Origin of the sequence: Mycobacterium sp. (assembly GCF_035506235.1) — a bacterium.
In the GTDB taxonomy this organism is placed as follows: domain Bacteria; phylum Actinomycetota; class Actinomycetes; order Mycobacteriales; family Mycobacteriaceae; genus Mycobacterium.
Window position 1 is genome coordinate 1 of record NZ_DATJPU010000293.1, and the last position, 5,195, is coordinate 5,195.

A 5,195-nucleotide genomic window follows, 5' to 3' on the forward strand; every position below is an offset into this window, starting at 1 on the left:
CACGCGGCCCGGTACCTCATCCAAAGCGCGCTCAACCCGTTCAGCACCCCGGCCATGGATCAGATCGCGAAGATCGTCAAGGCCGCGCAGTCGGCGCTGCCGAACACCGAACTGGCGGACGCCAAGGTGGCGGTGGCGGGCCTTCCCAGCGGGCTCAACGACACGCGCACCTTCTACAACGACGACATCGGTTTCATCGTCTTCGCGACCATCATGATCGTGTTCCTGATCCTGGTCGGCTTGTTGCGGGCGGTCGTCGCGCCGCTGTACCTCATCGGTTCGGTACTGCTTTCGTATCTGTCGGCGATGGGTCTCGGCGTGCTGGTGTTCCAGATGCTGCTGGGGCAGAACCTGCACTGGAGCCTGCCCGGACTGTCGTTCATCTTGCTCGTCGCGGTCGGCGCGGATTACAACATGCTGCTCATCTCGCGCATCCGCGACGAGTCACCGCACGGGGTGCGGGTCGGCGTCATTCGCACCGTGGGTTCGACCGGTGGAGTGATCACCTCGGCCGGTCTGATCTTTGCCGCCTCGATGTTCGGGTTGATGACCGCCAGCATCTACACCATGGCCGAGGCCGGCTTCATCCTCGGGATGGGCATCTTGATCGACACCTTCCTGGTGCGCTCCATCACGGTGCCGGCCGTGGCCGCGCTGATCGGCCAGAAGAACTGGTGGCCCTCACACCTCGGCAAGAGCCCGGCCCAGGTTTACGCGGCCCACCGGAAAAAGCAGCAACAGCTCGAACAGTTGACCGACCAACTGGTCCGGATGAAGGTGATACCCAACGCGGAGAAAGTGCCCACGCCATCGGCCTCCGCGGCGACCAATGGTGCTGCTGAGCCGTGGGTTCCCGACGACCTGCTGGTTCGCCTGAAACTCGTTCCCCCCGGGCACAAATCGCGGGCCAAGTCGCGGCGGGCGGGGTCAAACGGCGTTGCCAAGGCGACGCCGGCTGTCGCCAGGAACGGCAAACGGTCGGGCGGACGCCTCCCCGAGCATGCGCTCCCCCTGTTCGACCTCAGCGGCCTGCCGGGTCACGTGACCGACGACCTGCGCGATCCGGCGTTGGAATCCACGGGGGCCGCCAACGGCCATGGCAACGGCAAGCGGGATAGCGATCGCTACCTCGGTCACTCGCTGCCGCTGTTCGGGCAGGACTTCCTGTCGCCTCGGCCGATCACGGTCGGCGCCAACGGAAATGGGCATTCCAACGGCAACGGGCACAGCGAACAATCGGCCAGGGACGACGCCGACAACCCCCTGCCGCTGTTTGGCTCGAATGCCCCGTCACATCAGCCCGCCAACGGCAACGGGCGCGGGGAACACCCGCTCCTCTAGCGGCTACGCATCCAACCGGACGAACTCATCCTGCCGGTAAAGCTCGACGCATTGCGATCGTCTAATCTTGCCGCTGGTGGTGATCGGGATCGAGCCCGGCGATACCAGGACCAGATCCGCCACCTTCAACCCGTGGGACTTCGAGATCGCCGACGTGACTTCGCGTTTCACGCCGCGCAGTCTGTCGACGACCTCCTCCTCGGAGTCCCCCCGCTTCTTGAGCTCGATGATGGCGACCAGCTTCTCGATTCCCTTGTCGGGAACCGCTATCGCCGCGCAACGTCCCGCGGTGATCTCCTGAATGGTCGCCTCGATGTCGTCGGGAGAATGGTTGCGCCCGTAGACGATCAACAAGTCCTTGATGCGGCCGATGATGAACATCTCGCCGCTGGAGAAGAAGCCGGAGTCTCCGGTCCTCAGCCAGGGGCCCTCGGGTGTGCCCGGCGACGGCTCGACAATCTTCGCACCGAAGGTGCGCTCCGTCTCTTCGGGTTTCTGCCAATAGCCGGCGGCGACGTTCTCGCCGTGCACCCAGATCTCGCCGACCGTTCCATCCGGACACTCGCGACCGGTGTCGGGATCGACGATGCGGTGCAGCATCGATTTGGGGTCACCATAACTGACCAGCGGTGTGCCGCTTCCGGTTTCACACCGCACCGCCTCGCCGCCAGGCAGTTTCTCCGAATCGAAATGACCGATCTCGGGTGGCTCACCCACCTGGCGGGTGGACATGTACACCGTGGCTTCCGCCATGCCATAGCAGGGCCGCAGCGCCCTGGTGTCGAAATTGAAGGGGGCGAACCGGTCCGCGAATCGTTTGAGGGTGGCCGGCTGCACCCGCTCGCTGCCGTTGAGGATCGTGTGCACACCGCCGAGGTCAAGCCCGGCCATGTCGTCGTTCGACGTCTTGCGCACCGCGAGCTCGTAAGCGAAGTTCGGCCCCGCCGAAATCGTGCACCCGTTGCGCGCCAGCATGTGCATCCAGCGGGCCGGTCGCTGCAGGAAACCCACCGGGCTGGAGAGCAGCGTCGGCACCCCCGCCAGAATCGGCATGAGGATCCCCAATAACAGGCCCATGTCGTGGTAGAGCGGCAGCCAGGACACCACGGTGATGCCCGCCGGGGCAATCCCGCCCTCGGGCGCGAAGAAGTCGCCCATGATCTGCTCGAAATTGGCGAAGACGTTCTTGTTGGAGACCATGACACCCGCCGGCGTGCGGGTAGATCCGGAGGTGTACTGCAAATAGATGAACTCCGACCCATCACCGGCCCCGGAGCGGGGTCGCGGGCCCGCGGGCCGCTGCCGGGACTCGAGGTCCAGCAAATCAACTTCGACGATCGACGGTGCGGAGGGGCCCTGCTGCGACTGCACCGACGCGCTGACGTTGTCGATGACCGCGGACGTCGTCAGGACGATCGTGGGCGACGTGTCGGCCAGCACCGAGATGGTGCGTTCGTCGTGGGCCCCGCCATAGGGAACCGAAAGCGGTACCGCGACAAGCCCGGCCTGCAATGCACCCAGGAAGCTCAGCACGTAGTCCAGGCCCTGCGGCGCTAGGATGAGTGCCCGATCACCGGTCGATCCATGGCTTTTGAGCTGCTCGCCGAGGTTCACCACACGCCGATACAGCTGCGACCACGTCAGGGTATGTGGGATGCCCTCCCAATCGTGGTCGTAGTCAAGGTATGTGAACGCCGCGTCGTTGGGCTGCAGGCTCGCGCGCTCGCGCAGCACGGCAGGGATTGAAGACTGAACCACGGGAAACACACTACCTTCGTCGAGAGCCTTTCCGACCAGGAACGGCGAGGTTTGCAACCGTATCAACACGGCCTCCGGGCCAAAGCGACCTGACCTGCTGGCAAATAAACTACCGTGAACGCGGTGGACAATCGGCTCGCACACATGGACCAGGCGTCTTTCCTCGGTCTGCGGGCGCTTGGCTACGGGGCGCTTGTGCAGTTCGTCTGGGTATACAACCGCCCGGTAAATCTTGACGGTTTGCGCCGTTTCCACCGCAATCTCGGCTACGGGCTGCTGGGGCGGCTGGTCGAAGCGTCTCCGCTGCCGTTCGCGCGTGACCGATGGGTCGTGTCCCGGGGGCCGGACGACATCGAGATCGCCCCAACACCGCGCTCTCGGGCGACTCTGAACGCGTGGCTTCATGAGCGGGCCTGCCTGCCGCTGGATCCCCAATACGGGCCCGGCTGGCATCTCGGGGTGCTCCCGCTGGACGACGGCGGGACCGCGGTGTGCCTGACGACGTCGCATACCCTCGTCGACGGGCTCGGGATCCTGCAGGCGCTCGCGGACGCGGCCGGCGGAAGGACCCGCTACCTGGGCTATCCGTATCCCCGTTCGCGCTCCCGCCGGCGGGCCATGATGCGCGACGCCCGGCAAACCATCGCTTCCGCACCGGAACTGGCGAAGGCGGCGGCGGCGACGGCGCGCATCGCCCGGCGCCGGCTCGGGGACGTCACCGCCTCCATGAGGTCGGCCCCACCGGCACCGCGGCGAGCCGGCGGCCAGCCCCCCGTCGTGGTACCGTCGGTGACCGCCTATGTCGACCTGGCGGAATGGGATGCGCGCGCGAAAAGCATTGGCGGAAACAGCTTCACCCTGCTCGCCGGATTCGCCGGCAGGCTCGGCGTGCGCATGGGACGCGTCTGCGACGACGGCACGGTCACCCTGTCGTTCCCGATCAGCGATCGCACCGAAGCCGATACGCGCGGCAACGCGGTGGTGTTTCCCACGGTTTCCGTCGACCCGGCGCATCTGTCCTCGGACCTGGGAGAAGCTCGTCTCAAATTCAAGCAAGCGTTCGCCGACCTGGCCGAGATCACCGAGGACTTGCTGGCCCCGCTGGCACTGACGTCGTTGACCCCGAAGTGGGTGGCACGCAGGGCGGCGGGAATGGGACTCGGCGCGGCCGCCCTGCCCATCGGTTGCTCCAACGTTGGTGACATGCCCCCCGAGGTGATACGCCCCGATGGCAGCGACGCTGACTACGCGTCCGGGCGATTGATCGAACCCGGTATCAGCAGGCGCGCCCTCGAACGCATGGGTGGCCAGCTGTTCGTGGTTTCCGGGCGGGGCGCCGGGAAGATCTGGATCGCGGTCAACGCGTACCTCGCCGGCCGGACGAACTCGCAAGACGCGCTGCGCGAGGACGTCTCACGCACGTTTGGCGAGTTCGGCCTGACCGCGGAAATCCACGGCTAGCCTCCGGGCGTGGGAAAACTCGCGAAAGGGCGCTAGCGCCAACGTCTTCAGATGTGACCGCCGCTGCGGCCCGAAGACCGCGATCTCCACGACCAGCGCCAGCCACGCGGGAAACCACCAGAGCCGCGCCAGGATCCGGATCGAGCGGGGTGACACCGGATCGACGGCCAGCCAACCGAGGATGCGCAGCTGGTCGAGCACGTACCGTCGGTTGGCCATGACATGGGTAGTTTCCGTCCCTTTCATGTGACTGCGCACCGAAAGTTCCCGTGGCACGAAGCAAACGGTCGATCGCAGCATCAGGCGCAGCCAGAAATCGATGTCAACGAGCTGGTAGATGTCGTTGCGCAGGCCCCCCGCCTCCAGCGCCAGCCGGCGCCGAAACATCACACTGGTCGGTTCGCCCACCCAGTTGTCCTTGGCGCCCCGCAGCGCCACCTGCCGCACCAACGAAGCTCCGTCGTTGCGTTCCCGCAGGTCGCGAAAGCGCGTGTGCATCGTGCCGTATCGGCGCTGCCATCGCTCGTCGTCACCCACCACCTGGCGCGGGGCGAACGCCAGCCCGACCGTCGGGTCCTCGAAGCATCGGGCGAGCGTCGCAAGGGCACCGGGAAGGAGCCAGTCGTCGCCGTGCA

Annotated in this window: 4 protein-coding genes; 2 read left to right on the forward strand and 2 right to left on the reverse strand. The window is 66.1% G+C overall.

Annotated elements, in window-relative coordinates; genetic code table 11:
* The coding region (locus VMD50_RS27590; RefSeq protein ID WP_325432775.1) for an MMPL family transporter at positions 1–1,341 on the forward strand (1,341 nt) is incomplete at its 5' end.
* Positions 1,342–1,344: 3 nt separating this feature from the next.
* On the opposite strand, the gene VMD50_RS27595 is transcribed toward VMD50_RS27590, so the two are convergent.
* Complete coding sequence (locus tag VMD50_RS27595) at positions 1,345–3,099, reverse strand: AMP-binding protein (protein ID WP_325432777.1); 1,755 nt, start codon at positions 3,097–3,099, stop codon at positions 1,345–1,347.
* Positions 3,100–3,222: 123 nt separating this feature from the next.
* On the opposite strand from VMD50_RS27595, the gene VMD50_RS27600 reads away from it, so the two are divergent.
* Complete coding sequence (locus tag VMD50_RS27600; protein WP_325432779.1) at positions 3,223–4,560, forward strand: hypothetical protein; 1,338 nt, start codon at positions 3,223–3,225, stop codon at positions 4,558–4,560.
* Here the strand turns inward: VMD50_RS27600 and VMD50_RS27605 are convergent.
* The coding region (locus tag VMD50_RS27605) for a glycosyltransferase family protein (protein ID WP_325432781.1) at positions 4,513–5,195 on the reverse strand (683 nt) is incomplete at its 5' end. The genes VMD50_RS27600 and VMD50_RS27605 overlap by 48 nt on opposite strands.